Annotated in this window: 15 protein-coding genes, 1 tRNA gene, 1 other RNA gene and 2 pseudogenes; 10 read left to right on the top strand and 9 right to left on the bottom strand. The window is 68.2% G+C overall.

Annotated elements, in window-relative coordinates:
• Positions 1 to 82 precede the first annotated feature (82 nt).
• Positions 83 to 931 (bottom strand): DUF4231 domain-containing protein, encoded by an 849-nt coding sequence (locus KSK32_RS33290; RefSeq protein WP_254186999.1) that lies wholly within the window; start codon positions 929 to 931, stop codon positions 83 to 85.
• Positions 932 to 1,073: 142 nt separating this feature from the next.
• A pseudogene (locus KSK32_RS10080) lies at positions 1,074 to 2,125 on the bottom strand (tyrosine-type recombinase/integrase).
• Between KSK32_RS10080 and KSK32_RS10075 the strand changes: the two are divergent.
• Positions 2,116 to 2,370: pseudogene (locus tag KSK32_RS10075) on the top strand (HAD family hydrolase); the annotation flags it as partial. The pseudogenes KSK32_RS10080 and KSK32_RS10075 overlap by 10 nt on opposite strands.
• A 93-nt stretch (positions 2,371 to 2,463) precedes the next feature.
• Here the strand turns inward: KSK32_RS10075 and KSK32_RS10070 are convergent.
• Positions 2,464 to 3,435, bottom strand: coding sequence for a toll/interleukin-1 receptor domain-containing protein (locus KSK32_RS10070; protein ID WP_216930683.1), 972 nt, complete (start codon positions 3,433 to 3,435; stop codon positions 2,464 to 2,466).
• A 258-nt stretch (positions 3,436 to 3,693) separates the two neighbouring features.
• Between KSK32_RS10070 and KSK32_RS10065 the strand changes: the two genes are divergently transcribed.
• Positions 3,694 to 4,179, top strand: a complete 486-nt coding sequence (locus tag KSK32_RS10065) for a TIR domain-containing protein (RefSeq protein ID WP_216930681.1) — start codon at positions 3,694 to 3,696, stop codon at positions 4,177 to 4,179.
• The gene (locus tag KSK32_RS34920) at positions 4,176 to 4,619 is read left to right on the top strand and encodes an HIT domain-containing protein (protein ID WP_216930679.1); all 444 of its coding nucleotides are present in this window, start codon (positions 4,176 to 4,178) and stop codon (positions 4,617 to 4,619) included. Before KSK32_RS10065 ends, KSK32_RS34920 begins: the two co-directional genes overlap by 4 nt.
• 818 nt (positions 4,620 to 5,437) lie before the next feature.
• Here KSK32_RS34920 and KSK32_RS10055 read toward each other — a convergent pair.
• From KSK32_RS10055 to KSK32_RS10035, 5 genes are all read right to left on the bottom strand, one after another.
• The gene (locus KSK32_RS10055; protein ID WP_289256128.1) at positions 5,438 to 6,022 is read right to left on the bottom strand and encodes a SigE family RNA polymerase sigma factor; all 585 of its coding nucleotides are present in this window, start codon (positions 6,020 to 6,022) and stop codon (positions 5,438 to 5,440) included.
• A complete protein-coding gene (locus KSK32_RS34525; protein WP_216930677.1) occupies positions 6,019 to 6,630 on the bottom strand; it encodes a permease-like cell division protein FtsX in 612 nt (203 codons plus the stop codon). The genes KSK32_RS10055 and KSK32_RS34525 overlap by 4 nt, the downstream gene beginning before the upstream one ends.
• An 86-nt stretch (positions 6,631 to 6,716) precedes the next feature.
• On the bottom strand, positions 6,717 to 7,238 hold the full coding sequence (locus tag KSK32_RS10045; RefSeq protein WP_216930669.1) for a hypothetical protein: 522 nt from the start codon (positions 7,236 to 7,238) through the stop codon (positions 6,717 to 6,719).
• A complete protein-coding gene (locus tag KSK32_RS10040) occupies positions 7,235 to 7,849 on the bottom strand; it encodes a hypothetical protein (RefSeq protein WP_216930668.1) in 615 nt (204 codons plus the stop codon). The genes KSK32_RS10045 and KSK32_RS10040 overlap by 4 nt, the downstream gene beginning before the upstream one ends.
• A 51-nt stretch (positions 7,850 to 7,900) precedes the next feature.
• Positions 7,901 to 8,413 carry an NUDIX hydrolase gene (locus KSK32_RS10035; protein WP_216930666.1) on the bottom strand — a complete coding sequence of 171 codons (513 nt, stop codon included), beginning with the start codon at positions 8,411 to 8,413 and terminating at the stop codon, positions 7,901 to 7,903.
• A 177-nt stretch (positions 8,414 to 8,590) separates the two neighbouring features.
• Here KSK32_RS10035 and KSK32_RS10030 point away from each other — a divergent pair, with 177 nt between their 5' ends.
• Both KSK32_RS10030 and KSK32_RS10025 read left to right on the top strand, forming a co-directional pair.
• A complete protein-coding gene (locus tag KSK32_RS10030) occupies positions 8,591 to 8,923 on the top strand; it encodes a YciI family protein (protein WP_216930664.1) in 333 nt (110 codons plus the stop codon).
• On the top strand, positions 8,920 to 10,140 hold the full coding sequence (locus KSK32_RS10025; RefSeq protein WP_216930662.1) for an RNA polymerase sigma factor: 1,221 nt from the start codon (positions 8,920 to 8,922) through the stop codon (positions 10,138 to 10,140). The genes KSK32_RS10030 and KSK32_RS10025 overlap by 4 nt, the downstream gene beginning before the upstream one ends.
• Before the next feature lie 64 nt (positions 10,141 to 10,204).
• Here KSK32_RS10025 and KSK32_RS10020 read toward each other — a convergent pair.
• Positions 10,205 to 10,289 (bottom strand) — tRNA-Ser (locus KSK32_RS10020).
• An 81-nt stretch (positions 10,290 to 10,370) separates the two neighbouring features.
• Here KSK32_RS10020 and ffs point away from each other — a divergent pair.
• The 5 genes from ffs to KSK32_RS09995 all read left to right on the top strand — a co-directional run bounded on the left by ffs (position 10,371) and on the right by KSK32_RS09995 (position 16,565).
• Positions 10,371 to 10,460, top strand: an RNA gene (ffs, locus tag KSK32_RS10015) — signal recognition particle sRNA small type.
• A 108-nt stretch (positions 10,461 to 10,568) separates the two neighbouring features.
• Positions 10,569 to 13,562, top strand: coding sequence for a DNA polymerase III subunit gamma and tau (locus KSK32_RS10010; RefSeq protein ID WP_216930660.1), 2,994 nt, complete (start codon positions 10,569 to 10,571; stop codon positions 13,560 to 13,562).
• 108 nt (positions 13,563 to 13,670) lie between these two features.
• Complete coding sequence (locus KSK32_RS10005; protein ID WP_018786541.1) at positions 13,671 to 13,979, top strand: YbaB/EbfC family nucleoid-associated protein; 309 nt, start codon at positions 13,671 to 13,673, stop codon at positions 13,977 to 13,979.
• Between the two features lie 8 nt (positions 13,980 to 13,987).
• The gene (recR, locus tag KSK32_RS10000) at positions 13,988 to 14,581 is read left to right on the top strand and encodes a recombination mediator RecR (RefSeq protein ID WP_013289050.1); all 594 of its coding nucleotides are present in this window, start codon (positions 13,988 to 13,990) and stop codon (positions 14,579 to 14,581) included.
• A 322-nt stretch (positions 14,582 to 14,903) separates the two neighbouring features.
• Positions 14,904 to 16,565 carry an ABC transporter substrate-binding protein gene (locus KSK32_RS09995; protein WP_216930659.1) on the top strand — a complete coding sequence of 554 codons (1,662 nt, stop codon included), beginning with the start codon at positions 14,904 to 14,906 and terminating at the stop codon, positions 16,563 to 16,565.
• Positions 16,566 to 16,590 lie beyond the last annotated feature (25 nt).

Raw genomic sequence — 16,590 nt, 5'->3', positions numbered from 1 at the left:
ACCGGGCGTTCCGCTTGTGGTCTCAGTTCTGGTCTCGGTTGCCCCTGCGGGGCCGCGTGGCACAAGATCACGACAGCGTGACTCACTCCTCGCGTGTCACCTCGACCGGCTGGTCGAGCTGCTGCTGCCGCTTGTTCTGTTCGTCGCGTAGGCGCTCGACCGTGTCGGCGAAGAGTGCGTATGCCTCAGGCTCCTTCAGGTTGGCATACTTCCCCACCCGAAGTTCAACCGCTTCGTATTCCCGCTCAATGGCATCAGCCGTCTGCTGCGAATTGAAGCTGCGCTCGTGGTATTTGAAGTAGCCAGTGAAGCCGGCGGCGAGACCGACTGCCGCGCTAGCCCCAACGGTAAGCCACCTTGCCTGGACGAAGGAGACGGATGCCGTAGCAATGGCCGAGGTGATCACCGAACCGACGATGATGATGCTTTGGAAGCGGTTGTGCACTCTGCGGGTTCGGCCTGCATCCTCCCTGAACTGAGAGATCAGATCGGGGACGTCATCTCTATACCGCTTCTGTGCAGGCAGGGCGGAGTCCTGGGCGCCGCCGCTTCCGGTCTCTGACTCTGCCTGAGTCCTTCGGCGAACGACGTGCAGCTTCTTGATGATGATGCGGGTAGAGCGTGTGCGCTTGTACTGCAAGTAGGCAAGCGCTGGCGAACCCAGAAGGGAGACGCCCGCCGCAACGTAGAGAGGAATGGCGAATCGGGAAATCTGATCGGACAGCTTCAGGGTTGCGACTGCGGCGAAGGCGATAAGAGCGAGGTTGCCGAGGAAGATCCAGGCCAGCCCGACTCTGCGCCAGATTTCTTGCAGATGGAGCTTTTCCTCTGCGTCAATAATTAAGCTGCGAACGTGGTCTGGCTGCCAGGCCGTAGATTCGTCGTTGACGACGTCGGCCCATTCTTGCTCATTTGATACCCCCGCCTGCATGGCCGCCACGTTATGGCGAGAGCGAAGGGGTTGGGAAGGTCGACGATTGTCGTTATATCGACACTTGCCATTGAAGACTAGATGTGGTTCGTGCTAGGCGCACCCGATGCGAGCTGCATCGGGTGCGCCGTCATCAGCCGCTTCAGCCTGAGTCTCGTGTAACCCTCTCGGCGTTTGTGGTGCTGCTGCTCCAGAGCAGGCCGCCGACCTGCCGGGCAATGTCGCGCCGCACCTGCGTGGTCAGATGCTGGTAGCGAGCCGCCATCGCCGAGTTTGACCAGCCCATGATCCCCATCACCGCGCGTTCGGCCACGCCGAGAATCAACAGCACCGTCGCCGCCGTGTGCCGGGCATCGTGCAACCGGCCGTCCCGTAGTCCGGCGAGCCGGAGAAGCCGCTTCCACTCGTCGTAGTCGGTGCGTGGGTTGACCGCTCCGCCCGTCGGCGTAGCGAACAGCCAGTCGTCGTCCTCCCAGAGCTGGGCGGCGATTTCACGCTCCTCCGTCTGCTCGTCGCGGTGCTGGCGGAGTAACGCCACCAGTTCGTCAGGTAGCCCGATGCTGCGTCGTCCGGCTCGGGATTTTGTCTCGGCGGTGTCTGCGCGGACCTGGCGGCGATCCGGGCAGTGCCCGCCGTGTTTCCGTCCGCACGGTGAGCGGCACCCGTGCTCCCACCTCGGACGCTGTCGGCCGCGCCGGACGATCAGGGTTCCGGCGTCGAGGTCGACGTCCGACCAGCGCAGGCCGAGCGCTTCCCCTTGGCGCAGTCCGAGGGCGAGCGCGACCGCCCACCGCGCGCTGTTGCGCCGGCCACGGGTGGTGGCCATGAGCCGCTGTACCTCGGCGACCGTGTACGGCTCGATCTCGCTTTCCGGTAGGCGTGGTGCCTTGGCGAGGGTGGCCGGGTTCTTGGCCAGGTGCCCCCGGCGTACCGCCTCGTTGAGCGCCGTCCGGATCGTTCGATGCGCCTGGTGGGCGGTCGCTGGGGCGCTGCCGGTCTCTTGCATCCGGCGGGAAGCGCTCCAGGTGCTCGGGCTCCAGGCGCTCGATCCGGTGGGCACCGAGGCCGGGAATGAGGTGCCGGTAGACGGCAACCCGGTAGCTGGCGAGGGTGTTCTCTCGCACGGCCGGACCCGGCGATGTTCTCCACCCAGTGAGTCAGCCAGGTCTTGACCGTCCAGCGCTGGCCGGCCATACGCCGATCCCGCCCGCATGAAACCCAGTCCGGAGCCGATTTTGCAAGCTGTTAGTGTCTTGGGGATGTCACCGGAGCGCTGCGTACTTATTGGCGATTCCCTCTCGGATATCGAGGGGGCGCGAGCCAGTGGGGTGCGAGCGATTGGCTATGCGAACCGACCGATGAAGGTAGAAGCTTTCCAATTAGCCATGGCGGACGTTGTAATAACGAGCATGGGCGAGCTAGCGCAAGCGCTGATATAGGGCAGTGGCCGGACTTTTCGCCCGGCCACTGCACACCCATTTAAGTCACCTAACGCAGTCAGGTCGCGGTCCATGGAATCTTATGTAGGACTGTTAATGCCTATGTACATGAGCGGACGAGAGTGCCGAAAAGTCGAGCCGATCAATAATTGATACCAGATGGTCCTCACAGTAGTGTCCCAGCGCTGTCTGGAACATCCCGGCGGCCACCTTGGTAGACGACCTCGTCGCGAAGGTAGCAAGCTTCGCATTCTTGTACATACTCATGTCGTGCCATTCAAGGTAAAGGGCCTCCTCCCCGCCGCCCTCGAATGAATGACGCTTTAACTGGGCGAAGAAGCCGAGGGAGAACATGCCAGAGATGGCGCTTGTGATCTCGGGTCCTGGAATTCCGATATCACGTCGCATGAGGTCCAGATTAACATGCGGGTTGGTCAAGCTGCCTTCCGGACACGCCATAGTAAAGACGTATCCAACCAGGCGACGCTCATCGACAGTCGCACGCTTCAAGCTGCCCAACAGTGCCTCGGCGACTCGAACACACCTATTTTGATCCCCTTCTGACTTGAGCTTAAGCGTCTTGAAGAGAAGGTCCGGATTTGGCGGCAGGTAATTTTTTCTGACTATTGGTCCGAGCTTCTTGGCTGCCAAATTAGCAACTTCGCGCGCCGTTGTTTTTCGAGCGTCCAGAAAGCCAACCGAGGGCAGCAGGCCAGGCACTTCGCTGTCGTCAAAAATGACGGGAAGGATATACTCCTGGCTTTCACTCATTGCGCGTGCTTGCGCAGCTCGTCTCTCGTGGGTAGTCCATACCTTCTCCGCATACTCATTGGACGCGAATAAGATGCAGTACTTCGCCGACTTCCGGTAGATCCACGAGAGGTGCTCATACAGATCTTTGCCCCACAGCCTAGCTTTCTCGTCCTCATCATAGAAAACCCGTATTCCCAGTCGCGATAGCTCCCCCGCCACCTCCGAAACATAGGGACGCTGCTCTCCGGCGAAGGACAGGCAGATATCGTATTCGCGGCCACTTGAGTCCGGATTCTCGACCTTCCAACCCATTTGCACCATCCTCGCTTGGACTGATTCAGCCAACTGCCCCATCTCAGCATCCAGTCGAGAGGGGCGCGAGGGGCACCCAAGTATTGCGCCGAAATGACTGTTTCGATACGCTTTAGACGCCACGAATGCACCTCGCTGCAGCAGAGTCGGTATGCGGACAGAGGTGAGCCGTCGCCACTGTCCCACCCTCGTGCTACGAAGATCAGGCAACTAGGCAACACGGTCGACCTTAGTGGTCGACCGAAGAGAAAGGAAACCATGGCTAAGTCGGTCTTCTACAGCTTCCATTACGAACGCGACGTTCATCGGGTGCAGCTCGTGCGGAACATCAACGCCCTGGAAGGCCAACCACTTCTGAACGCTCAACGGTGGGAAGAGGTTAGGCGGAAGGGCGCTAGCGCTATTCAGGATTGGATTCATGGCCAGATGGCGTACAAGAAGGCGGTCATCGTGCTAGTCGGACAGGAGACCGCTTCCCGGCCGTGGGTTATCTACGAGATTGAAAAGGCATGGAATGACAAGAAGCCGTTGCTAGGCATCCGCATCCACGGGCTGTCCTCGTTCGGCACGACCGACAGGTCGGGCGCAAACCCGTTTGAAGAGGCAGATATCGAAGGAAGCGTTCCTCTTTTTGACCCCACAGCAACGGACTGGCGTGGCGGCATCGATTCTCAAACCACCTACAAGAACCTGGCCATTAACATAGAGTGGTGGTCGGGGCAGGGGGTAATCCGCTCGCGATGAGATCCGACGCCGGCTGCCCGTTCTGCGAGATTGTCCAGCGACGGAACCCTGATACCCGAGAGATCTACCGCAACGAGCACGTAGTTGCATTCTTTCCGCTGGAACCCGCGACACTGGGTCACACACTCGTGATTCCGCGCCAGCATATCCCTGACATCTGGTCGCTAGACGCGGAAATGGCTTCTCATCTGGCAAGAGCGACCCTAGGGTTATCGCGCGCGATAAGGCGTGCGACCGAGCCAGAGGGCTTGAACGTAATCCAATCCAATGGGGCTGCGGCCACGCAATCCGTGTTCCACCTACACGTCCACATCGTTCCTAGGTGGGCGAACGATCAACTAGGGCGTATTTGGCCTCCTGAGACCAGCTACTCGGAAACGCAGAAAGATGAAGTTTGGGAACGGATCCGTAATGAGTGCCGGGAAGTGAGCAGGGAGTGACCCACCCTCCCGAGAAGACCAGCGTGGACCCCGATGACCGACGGAAGCACTTGGACTATATCCAAGCTGTCGTGACGCGGATGTCATCGGCCTCCTCGGCCGCGAAGGGTTGGCTACTTCCGGTAGTGACCGCAACTTACGGCTATTCTTTAACCAAGAAGGACAGCTCCGTCGCTATTCTGGGCGTTGGGGCGGTGCTTTTATTCGGTTTCCTTGATGCAAACTACTTGCGCCAAGAAAAGGCGTACAGGCGACTCTATGACGCCGTCGCACGCGGGACGAAAGATATCCCACTATTCTCGCTCGACCCGTCGCACGCGGATGATCCCATTCCCCCGGCAGCCACGCGTCTACAAGAGATTCGACTACGCGTGAGTCGATGGTTCCCAGATCGGAACGTTTGGCTTTCATGGTCGGTCGCGCCCTTCTACGGGGCGGTCGTCATTGTCGGCTGCTTGATCGCGTTGTTGGCCCGGTGATGACTCGTCTCACTTGGGGGGCGTTGAGGTGTTCCGTGAGGGCAGTGGGCGGCGCAAAGTCGGCGGGACGCGACGTTCGACCACTCGGTCGTCCGGCTGATGAGCGGTCTTAACTGTGGTCTCATTCGCTGCCGTACGCGGCCGTCCGTGGCGGTCCGACGGACAGGCGAGCCGCTGGTCATGCTTAACGTTGGACTGGCCCGGACGGCTGGTCGCAGACCTCGAAAACGTGTGAGGGTTTACGCCCTCCGCGGGTTCAAATCCCGCCGCCACCGCTCGTGAACAGCGAGAACGCCCGGTCGATCCGCGAGGATCGCACCGGGCGTTCCGCATTCCGGGTCAATTCCCGGTGAAGTCCTCGCCGAGCAGCGCGCGGATCCGGCTCAACGCCCGGGCGTCCCGCATCTTCACCGCGGACACGGAGATGCCGAGGATCTTGGCGACGGTGGCGACGCTCTGGTCCTCCCAGTGCCGCAGCACCACGATCGCCTGGTCCCGGATCGGCAGCGTCGCCAGTGCGGTCATCAACGCGACGTGCAGGTCAGTCGTCGCCGCCGGTTCCGGTCGCTCGGGCAGGTCGGCGCAGACCACCTCGGTGCCGCTGCGTCGGCTCCGCTGGTCGAAGACGGCGTTCATGAGTACCCGGCGGCTGTACGCGTCGAGGTTCGCGGCATGCCGGATCCGGGCCCATGAGGCGTACATCCGGGTGAACGTGATCTGGGTCAGATCCTGGGCGAGGTGCCAGTCCCGGCACATGAGGTAGGCGGTACGTCTCAGCCGGGGCGCGGTCACCGCGACGAATGCGCTGAAGTCCTCGTCCCGGGTGCTGCGCTCGCGGCGACGGGCGGCGCTCCACCGGGCCAGCGGTCCGGCCGGGCGTTCGGCGGACGGCGTTGCGCGTACGTCGACCTGCCCGCTGGTCACTCACCCTCCCCGGAGTCCGAGCTCGCCGGGCACGGATTGCCCAGGATCTGATCGACGCCGTCCCGGTCGTGGAAGTTCGCCATGAGTTCGGAGAAGTCCTTCGCCCTCGTCAACGCGACCTGGAAGGACTCGGGCATCTGCTCCGGTTTGACCGCGTGGACCAGATCCGGGCTGTTCCGGTACATCTCCTTGAATCTGGCGTACGCCTCGTCCCGGCTCTGGAACGTCACGCTCCGCACGAGCGGATCCGACCGGAGCGCGTCGCGCAGGTCGAGTCGCTGCTGGTCGGTGATCTCCTGCCGCAGGAAGACACGGATGTCGACCGGCTCGTCACCCCACTGCCGCGCACAGGTGGCGTCGGCGGAGGGCATCAGCGCACCGGCCGCCACCGCCGGCGGCACCGGTTCCCTCGATGCCGGCGTCAGGTTCAGGGCGACCAGGACGGCGGCGATGGTGACGAGACAGGCCCCCGCGCCTCCCGTGACCAGCCGGCGTCTGCGTCGCAGCGCGGCGCCCCCGGCTATCGCCTCCCGGGCCAGCTCCCCGGCTGGGGGTGCGGGTTCCATCCCGAGTGCCCGCTCGAAGAGCACATGCAGTTTCTGGTCCACAACTCGCTCCCGGTGTCCGATGACGTCCTCTCTAAGGGACCGGTCGAGTCGCCGTATCGGTCACACCGGAGTTCCGGCGGGTCGGGTCAGCAGGGGCCGTAGCCCTCGTCGAAGAGGCGGCGGGCCCAGTCCGCGTACCCGGCGATGATCTCGCGGACGGTGACCCCGTCGTGCAGGAACAGGTACGCGCGGTCGCCGTCGCGGGCGAGCAGCCCGGCGAAGCGGTGACTGCCGGGCGGTGCCGGCAGGTCGACGGCGCCGGGGTACGCGGCGCGAACCTCGCCGACCGGCGTGCCCGCGCTGATGCCCTCGGGCGTGCTCATCGGGTCGTCGAGCCAGAGCAGGACGAGCCGGTCGTCGACGAAGATCGGGCTGACCGATCCGTGCCCGACGAGCGCGGGCCCGCATGCCTCCTCGTCGGCGCGCAGCACGCCGCGCCGGGTCAGGTCCGCCTCCGTGTCGCCGAACTCCGCGTTGCGCAGGCCCTCCAGGCTGACCACCTGGGCGGCGCCGACCGGGCGGGCCGGCCACTGTGGATGAACGCCGCTGCCGGCTGCGGACGCGGCAGCAAGCATCGCGGCAATAAAGCCGAATTGTCGTAGTTTCATGCAATCCCCCAGTCACCAACGGGGCCAGGGCGATGAGGTTGCTGGTGCTGGTCGGATTGGCGCAGTTCCCACTCGTCGGCCAGCTCGTCCCAGTAGTCGGCGGACAGTCCGCGCCGGCCGTGCGCCAGCCAGCCGTCCGTGTCGCGCTCCAGGTGCAGGCCCAGCTCGGCGAACGGGTCGATCCACGCGCCCGGCTCCGCGCCCAGCCGGGCCAGCGCCGTGTTGATCGGCCACTCGGTCCGCGGCCGGTCCAGCGCGGCGTCGTACCGCGGGCCCCAGCTCACCTCGCCGCCCAGCCAGACCACCGCCGCCTGGTGGCCCAGCCCGCCCGCGAACTCCGCTTCCAGGTACGCCACCGGGCCGCTCCTCGACCAGCGGGCCAGCACCTCCGCCAGCGGCGGCGACAGCACCAGCCGGAACGGGCGCTCGGCGTGCGGCTCGTCGGTGGCGTAGTCCGGCAGGCCACCGGTCAGTTCCTGCACCAGTTGCGGGGTGACCGGCAGCAGCGCGAAGTCCTGGCGGAGCGCGGCGAGCACCGCGTGATCCAGGTCGGCGGTCTGCTCGCGAAGCAGCTCGACGTCGGCGACCACGGCGCTGAGCTGGTAACTCATCCGGTCCTCTCGGCGTCCACAGGCTGTGGATGGAACATGTGTACGACGGTCTCAGGTGGTTCCGTTGGTCAGGTACCTCGGGCGTCCGTCGCTCAGCGCGGCCACCGCGTGACGCAGCCGATGCCAAACGTACGGGCGAAGCAGCGCCTGCGCATCATCGAGCGCAACGAATCGGGCGTCGGCCAGTTCGCCGTCAGCCGGTTTCATCGGCTCGGTGGGCGGCAGTGCGCCGCCGTCGAAGATGAACATCAGGCTGTCGTCCCACGGGCCGTGCGGTGCCACCCAGTCCACCACCAGCAGCGGTCCGACGCGCAGGTCGAGACTCAACTCCTCGCGTACCTCCCGCTCGGCGGCCAGGTGCGGCGGCTCGTTTGCCTCCGCCATGCCGCCCGGCAGGTCCCAGTCCGGCTTGTAGCGCGGATCCACCAACAGGATGTCGCCGTCACCGTTGCGCAGCAGTACGTCGGCTCCCACCCGCTTCCGGGGCTGCCGCGCGTTGCCCTCGGCGAGGTGGGCCTGCCAGGCTGCCGGATCTCGCTCGTACAGGGGACGCTCGTCGGCCATACCGACGATTGTCGGCTGTCCTCACGCCGTCGGCAGCGGCAGCGCCACCCATCTCTGACGTGCCGCGTACGAGAATTGCGTGATCGACCTCGTCGGAGGCTGTCGGAACGGGGCGGCGGCGTTCGTAGCCGGGGTGACGGCGGCCCGGCCGGCGGCCGAGGAGCGAAAGAGGGACCGATGGCGCAGTACCTGATCTCCGTACTCGACGACACGACCGGCTCGGCCACCGAGGCCGAGATGGCCGCGATCGGTGAGTTCAACGAGCGGTTGCGGGCCGACGGCCACTGGGTCTTCGCCGGTGGGCTGGCCGCACCGGAGACGGCGACAGTCGTGGACGCGCGGGACGGCAGCCCGGTGCTGACCGACGGGCCCTACCTGGAGACGAAGGAGTACGTCGGCGGGTTCTGGATCATCGAGGCACCCGACTTCGACGTGGCGCTCCCGCTCGCCGCGCTGGCGTCGCAGCAGTGCAACAGGCGGGTCGAGCTGCGGCCGTTCCTGGTCGCGTGACAGACGTCGGCGAGGTGCTCACCCGGGCTCACCGCGAGGAGTGGGCCCGGGTGGTCGCCACGCTCGCCCGGCGCATCGGCGATCTCGACGTGGCCGAGGAGATGACAGCCGAGGCGTTAGCCGCCGCCGTCGAACGGTGGTCGGCCGACGGCGTACCGCCGAACCCCGGCGCGTGGCTCACCACCACCGCGTACCGGCGGGCCGTCGACCGGATCCGGCGCGAGAGCCGGCGGGAGGACAAGCACCGGGAGGCGCTGATGCTGGCCGACGTCCCGGAACCGCTCGGTGTGATCGACGACGACCGGCTGCGCCTGATCTTCACCTGCTGCCACCCGGCGCTGGCCATCGAGGCGCGGGTGGCGTTGACGCTGCGCCTGGTCGGCGGGCTCACCGTGCCGGAGATCGCGCGGGCGTACCTGGTCCAGGAGTCCGCCATGGGCAGGCGGATCACCCGGGCCAAGACGAAGATCAAGGCGGCCGGGATCCCGTACCGGGTGCCGTCGCGTGAGGACCTGCCGGCCCGGGTCGGCGGCGTGCTCGCCGTCCTGTACCTGATCTTCAACGAGGGCTACCTCGCCTCCGGCCCGGCAAGGGAAGCGGTGCGTGCCGACCTGACCGCCGAGGCGATCCGGCTCACCCGGCTGGTCCGTACGCTGCTGCCCGACGACGACGAGGCTACCGGGCTCCTGGCACTGATGCTGCTCACCGAGGCCCGCCGGCCCGCCCGGGTCTGCGCGACGGGCGAACTCGTCGTCCTCGCCGAGCAGGACCGCGGCGCCTGGGACCGTGAGCTGATCGCCGAGGGGCACGCCCTGGTCCGGGCGTGCATCGCCGCCGGCCGGCCGCCGGGCCGCTACCAGATCCTCGCCGCGATCAACGCCGTCCACACCGACGCCCGCGACGCGCGGGACACCGACTGGGCGCAGATCACCGCGCTCTACGACCATCTGGTACGCGTCGACCCGTCGCCGATCGTTCGGCTCAACCGGGCGGTGGCGGTCGCCGAGCTGGACGGGCCGCAGGTCGCGCTCGCCGAGGTGGACGGGTTGCCGCTGGACGGCTATCACGCGTACCACGCGACGCGCGCCGAGTTGCTGCGCCGGATGGGACGGGGCGGGGAGGCGCGGGCGGCGTACGACCGGGCGATCGAGCTGGCGGGGAACAGCGCCGAGACGGCGTACCTGAGGCGGCGGCGGGACCAGTTGGGCGACCGGTGAGGGGTGCCGCGGAGAACGACTCAGGGCCGGTCCCCCTGCGGGTACCGGCCCTGCCATCTGCGAGCGGAGGATACGAGATTCGAACTCGTGAGGGTGTGAACCCAACACGCTTTCCAAGCGTGCGCCCTAGGCCTCTAGGCGAATCCTCCGCGAGCCAGGATACAGGTCTCCCGACGGTGGGCCACCCCACCCTCCCGGAAGATCCACAACCCGTCGGGTAGGCTTGGCGTCACCTCCCGTGCGGCGGTACCTCGTGAACCTCCCCAGGGCCGGAAGGCAGCAAGGATAAGCGAGCTCTGCCGGGTGCACGGGAGGCCTTTCTGTCTCCCGGGCCGGGTAACGTCGCTGCGGGTCGGGTCACGGGGTGGTGGGTGGTCACCCGGGGCCGACCGGCGCAGAATGGCTCTCCTCGAGAGGAGGCGGGACGGGTGGCACTGGCCCTTTACCGCAAGTACCGGCCGCGGACGTTCGCCGAGATGATCGGCCAGGAGCAGGTCACCGAGCCGCTGTCCCAGGCGCTGCGCAGCGGCCGGCTCAACCACGCCTACCTCTTCTCCGGTCCGCGGGGCTGCGGCAAGACCTCCAGCGCCCGGATCCTGGCCCGCTCCCTCAACTGCGAGCAGGGCCCCACCCCCGAGCCGTGCGGGCAGTGCGACTCGTGCCGCGGGCTGGCTCCCGACGGCGGCGGATCGATCGACGTCATCGAGATCGACGCGGCCAGCCACGGTGGTGTCGACGACGCCCGCGAGCTGCGCGAGAAGGCGTTCTTCGCGCCGGCCCGCAGCCGCTTCAAGATCTACATCATCGACGAGGCGCACATGGTCTCGTCGGCCGGCTTCAACGCGCTGCTCAAGCTGGTCGAGGAGCCGCCGGAGTACGTCAAGTTCATCTTCGCCACCACCGAACCGGAGAAGGTCCTCGGCACGATCAAGTCGCGGACCCACCACTACCCGTTCCGGCTGTTCCCGCCGAAGGTGGTCCGCCCCTACCTGCAGCAGCTCTGCGAGGCCGAGGGCGTCACCGTCGACCCGGCGGTCTTCCCGCTCGTGGTGCGCGCCGGCGGGGGCAGCATGCGCGACAGCCTCTCCGTACTCGACCAGCTCATCGCGGGCGCCGGCCCCGCGGGCGTCGGCTACGCCCGGGCCGCCGCGCTGCTCGGTGTCACCGACGCCGCGCTGATCGACGAGATGTGCGACGCGCTCGCCGCCGGTGACGGCGCCGCCGCGTATGCCACCGTCGACCGGGTCGCCGAAGCCGGGCACGACTCGCGCCGCTTCGCCTCCGACCTGCTGGAACGCCTCCGCGACCTGATCGTCCTGCAGCAGGTGCCCGACGCCGCCGCCAAGGGCCTCATCGACGGCCCGGCCGACCAGATCGAGCGGATGGCCGCCCAGGCCCAGCGCCTCGGCCCGGCCACGTTGTCCCGCTGCGCCGACATCGTGCACAACGGCCTGGTCGAGATGCGCGGCACCACCGCGCCCCGGCTGCTGCTGGAGCTGATCTGCGCGCGCATGCTCCTGCCCGGCGCGGACGACTCCTCCGCCGGCCTGCTCCAGCGCCTGGAGCGGATGGAGCGCCGGCTGACGCTCGGGGGCGCCGAGGTGCCGCCGGCCGCCGCCGACGCCGCGCACCCCACCCAGACCCCCGGGGTACGCCCGGCGGCTCCCGCCCCGGGCGCGGCTGCCGCCGCGGTCCACCCGGATTCCGCCGGCACGCCGGCGGCTGCCGGTGCCCCGACCGGCGCGGCTGCCGCCCGTGCCGCCGCCGCTGCGGTGGGTGCCCGGAACGCCGCACCCGGTTCCCGACCGGCTCCCGCCGTGACGGAGCCGGCAGGCGGCCCGGAGGCCGGTCCCGCTGCCCCGGCCACTCCCGAGCGGGCCACCGTCGACCCGGTCGCTTCCGGCCCGGCCGCTGTCGCCTCTGACGTTCCCGCCCGGCGCCCGGTACCGCAGTCCGCGGTGATGCCCGACCCGGCCGCGCCCGAGCCGCCCCGCCCCGGCGCGGCGAATCCCGGCGCGCTCGACGCGGTAGCGGTGCGCCGGGTCTGGCCCGAGGTGGTCGGCAAGGTCAACCGCAGCAACAAGCGGATCGCCGCGCTGATGCGGGACGCGGTGGTACGCGACCTGGACGGCGACACGCTCGTGCTGACCGTGAAGTCGACGGTGCTGGCTAAGATGATGGCCGACCACGCCGCAGTGCTGACCGACGCGCTCTACGAGGAACTGGGCGGTCGCTGGCAGATCCGCTGCGAGGTGGCGGGCGAGCGCGGCGGTTCCTCACTCGGTGGCCCGTCCCGCCCGTCCGGAGCGGGCCGTGCGCAGGCCGACGCCGCACCGGCCCGCAACGCGTCCGACAGCGCCTCGGCCAGCCCGGCAGCCGACACCGCGCCCGGTCGACCGGACTCCGGGACGGCGGGCACCGCTGACGGCCGTCCGGTCGCCGACGCGGGGCGTGTCCACCCGGACGCGGGCGCGGCTGACGCCGGGTACGGGCGGCCTGCCTCCGGTGCGGCCGGCACCGTGCAGACGCCCCCCGATTACGTCCACGCGGGCGCCTCCCGCTCGGCCGCAGCCGATGCGGGACCGAACCGTCCCGGCTCCGACACCGGACCGGGCCGCCCGGGTTCGGTCCACGCCGGGCCGGGCCGTCCGGACTCCGGCGTCGCCGGACGTGATGCGATCGGCGGCGCCCCGGGACAGTCGACGACCGGCTCGGGCGGCACCGCGGGCAGCCGAGCCGCGGCCAACCCGGCCACCGGAAGCCGAGGTGCGGGAGACCGGGCCGGGGGACCGGCGGGCCGGGGTGGTGCGGGTTCGCCGGACGCCTCGCACCGGCCGGCGGCGACCCCGGCGGTCGATCAGGCCGGCGAGGAGGACTGGCCAGAGCCGGCCCGGCCCGGTGGCGCGGCGACCGGCACCGCACCGGCGACCGGCACTGCCCCGGCCGCGAGCGCCGGCGACGGGGAGGACTGGCCGGCGGCCGCCCGTCCGGGCGGGGGCACGGCGACCGCCACTGCGCCTGTCGTCGTACCCAGGCCTGCCGCACCTGCGGCGGCGCCGGCGCCTGGGCCGAGGCCGGCGGGGGCGAAGAACAGCGCGATCGCGGCGGCGCGTGCCGCGGCTGCGGCGGCCGCTGCGGGCGGTGGTCCCGGCAAGGGGCCGCGCGCGGCGCAGCCGGCGCGGAAGACGGCCGATGCGGAGTGGGCGGGCGAGCCGCCCTACGACCCGGACTTCGACGGCCCGGTGCGGGGCGGGGGCGCGCCGGCGGCGGCGTCCGCCTACGAGGGGTTCGATCCGGGCGACGAGCCGCTGGACGACGTGATCGACGAGCGGACGGCCCGGCAGTCGAGCGAGGAGCAGGCGGTGCAGCTGCTGCGCGAGACGTTCGGGGCGGAGAAGATCGACGAGGTGGACGCGCGCTGAGCGCGCGCCGACTGCGAATCAGCGGTGCCGTGGCCCGACTAGGCTGGGCGCGGCCGAGCAGACGAGTGGAAGAAGGAGCGGTCCGTGCGCCCAGGTGGACAGCCGAACATGCAGCAGATGCTGAAGCAGGCGCAGAAGATGCAGCAGCAGATCGCCAAGGCCCAGGCCGAGCTGGCCGAGGCGGAGCTGACCGGCACCGCCGGCGGCGGCCTGGTCACCGCTACTGTCGCCGGTACCGGTGAGCTGAAGGCGATCAAGATCGACCCGAAGGCGGTCGACCCGGAGGACGTGGAGACGCTCGAGGACCTGGTGGTCGCGGCCGTGCACAACGCCGCCGAGGCGGCCCGCGAGCTGACCGAGCAGAAGATGGGCCCGGTCGCGGGCGGCATGGGCGGCCTCGGCCTGCCCGGGTTCTGAGCCGGCAGATGTACGAGGGTGCCATCCAGGATCTGATCGACGAACTGGGCCGGTTGCCGGGCGTGGGCCCGAAGAGTGCCCAGCGGATCGCGTTCCACGTGCTGTCGGCGGATCCGGCCGACGTCAACCGGCTGGCCGGCGCGCTGCGCAAGGTCAAGGACCTGGTCCGGTTCTGCACGACCTGCTACAACGTGGCCGAGTCGGAGCAGTGCCGGATCTGCCGCGACCCACGGCGTACCGACGAGGTGCTCTGTGTGGTCGAGGAGCCGAAGGACGTGGTGGCGATCGAGCGGACCGGCGAGTTCCGCGGGCGCTACCACGTGCTCGGTGGCGCGATCAATCCGTTGGAGGGCATCGGCCCGGACAACCTGCGGATCCGTGAGCTGATGACCCGCCTCGGCGGTGGCGAGGTCCGCGAGCTGATCCTCGCCACCGACCCGAACACCGAGGGCGAGGCGACCGCCACCTATCTGGCGCTGATGGTCAAGCCGATGGGGATCGCGGTGACCCGGCTCGCGAGTGGACTGCCGGTCGGCGGCGACCTGGAGTACGCCGACGAGATCACGCTGGGCCGGGCCTTCGAGGGCCGACGCGCCGTCTGAGTTCAGCCCTGCCGCCTCCGGCGGGTGCCCTGCGGGGTGCCCGCCGGACGTGTCTCCGGGCCGGACCGGGACGTTCGTCGATCTGACAGGAACGTGCGTCCGGGACCGGATCGACGTAATAAATTCGCCCTTCAAACCGACGAAAGTTCGGCGGCGGAAGGGATCCCCCTTCGATTCGTATGCCTCGTTGCGGAACAGACACGATTCGATACCAACCCACCCCCTGCCCGTTTCCGCGCCGTCCACCCGAGGGCTAAGGTCTGCGCACATCGGTGACCCTGTCACCACGTTGTCCGTACCCCCAAGGACGAGGTGAAGCACCATGCGTGCATCCAGGCCGAAGGTCGCAATCGCGGCCGTCGCGGTCGCGGCCCTCGCGGTTGCAGGCTGCGCCGAGAGCGACCGTGAGAGTGGCTCCGGAGATAGCAAGAAGGACACCCTCGTCTTCGGCGTCGCCGGAGACCCGAAGGTGCTCGACCCCAGCTTCGCCAGCGACGGTGAGTCGCTGCGCGTGGCGCGCCAGGTCTTCGAGACCCTGGTCCGTCCGGAGGAGGGCGGCACCAAGGTGACGCCGGGCCTCGCCGAGTCCTGGACGCCGGATGCGGCGGGCACGACCTGGACCTTCAAGCTCCGCTCGGGCGTCAAGTTCCACGACGGCACCGACTTCAACGCCGAGGCCGTCTGCGCCAACTTCGACCGTTGGTACAACGCCAAGGGCCTCATGCAGAGCCCGGACGTGACCGCGTACTGGCAGGACGTCATGGGCGGGTTCGCCAAGAACGAGAACCCGGACCTGCCGCCGAGCCTCTTCAAGTCCTGCACCGCCAAGGACGCCACCACTGTGGACCTCGCGTTCACGCGGGTCTCCAGCAAGATCCCGGCCGCGCTCATGCTGCCGTCGTTCTCGATCCAGAGCCCGAAGGCGATGGAGCAGTACGACGCCAGCAACGTGACCGGCACCGCCGAGGACATCAAGTACCCGGCGTACGCGATGGAGCACCCGACGGGCACCGGCCCGTTCAAGTTCAAGGCGTGGGACATCGCGAACAAGACGCTCACCATCGAGCGCAACGACGACTACCACGGCGACAAGGCCAAGCTGAAGACCATCATCTTCAAGACGATCTCGGACGAGAACGCCCGCAAGCAGGCGCTCCGCTCGGGTGACATCCAGGGCTACGACCTGGTCGGCCCGGCGGACGTGGAGCCGCTGAAGAAGGAGGGCTTCAACGTCCTCACCCGGCCCGCCTTCAACATCCTCTACCTGGCGATCAACCAGAAGGGGAACCCGAAGCTGGCCGACCTGAAGGTCCGCCAGGCCATCGCGCACGCGCTGAACCGGCAGGCCCTGGTCGACTCGAAGCTGCCCCCGGGTGCCAAGGTCGCGATGAACTTCTTCCCGGACACCGTCGAGGGCTGGAACGGCGACGTCACCAAGTACGACTACAACCCGGAGAAGGCCAAGGCCCTGCTGGCCGAGGCCGGCGCGTCGAACCTGACGCTGAGGTTCCACTACCCGACCGAGGTCACCCGGCCGTACATGCCGAACCCGAAGGACATCTTCGAGCTGCTCTCGGCGGACCTGAAGGCGGTCGGCATCAACGTCCAGGCCATCCCGCTGAAGTGGAGCCCGGACTACCTCAACGCCACCACCTCCGGAGCCAAGCACGACCTGCACTTCCTCGGCTGGACCGGTGACTACGGCGACGCGTACAACTTCATCGGCACCTTCTTCGACCGCCCGAAGGACGAGTGGGGCTTCAACAACGCCCAGCTCTTCGAGCAGTTCAAGGACGCCGACACCACCGCCGACGCGGCGGCGCGGACGGAGAAGTACAAGGCACTGAACAAGACGATCATGGACTTCCTGCCGGGTGTGCCGATCTCGCACTCCCCGCCGGCGATCGTGTTCGGCAAGGACGTGACCGGGATCAAGGCGAGCCCGCTCACCGACGAGCGGTACGCGACCGCAGAGTTCAAGTGATCTGAAGGCACCGTACGCGGGCGGG

It is taken from the genome of Micromonospora sp. WMMB482 (assembly GCF_019038635.1).
GTDB lineage: Bacteria > Actinomycetota > Actinomycetes > Mycobacteriales > Micromonosporaceae > Micromonospora > Micromonospora marina.
The sequence above is the reverse complement of the archived record's forward strand: the minus strand, read 5'-3'. Positions and strand labels throughout refer to the sequence as shown.